Annotated in this window: 1 pseudogene; it reads right to left on the reverse strand. The window is 60.4% G+C overall.

The annotated features are described in order from the left end of the window. Nucleotides 1-205, reverse strand: a pseudogene (locus QP415_RS12105) (pyridine nucleotide-disulfide oxidoreductase); the annotation flags it as partial. Nucleotides 206-260: the final 55 nt, after the last annotated feature.

A 260-nucleotide genomic window follows, 5' to 3' on the forward strand; every position in this document is an offset into this window, starting at 1 on the left:
TTCCGAGGAAGCGAATATCGCCGCGTTTGAGGATGGCGTGGAGGGCTTTGATAATCGAGCCGATGCGCGGGTGGTCCGGGGCAACCCCGTAGCGAACCAGACCGTAAGGGGTGGGGAGCTTATCGAAAAGGTCAATGCTGACCGGGATATCGGATTTACTGAGGATATCCGAGGCGTAAATCCCGGCCGGTCCCGCGCCGATCACCGCTACCCGATAGGGGCGTTCCCGTGTGGCCTGCTCAGGTGTGGCCTGTTTGGTT

The sequence above is a fragment of the Pauljensenia sp. UMB3104 genome, from assembly GCF_030217285.1.
Classification (GTDB): domain Bacteria; phylum Actinomycetota; class Actinomycetes; order Actinomycetales; family Actinomycetaceae; genus Pauljensenia.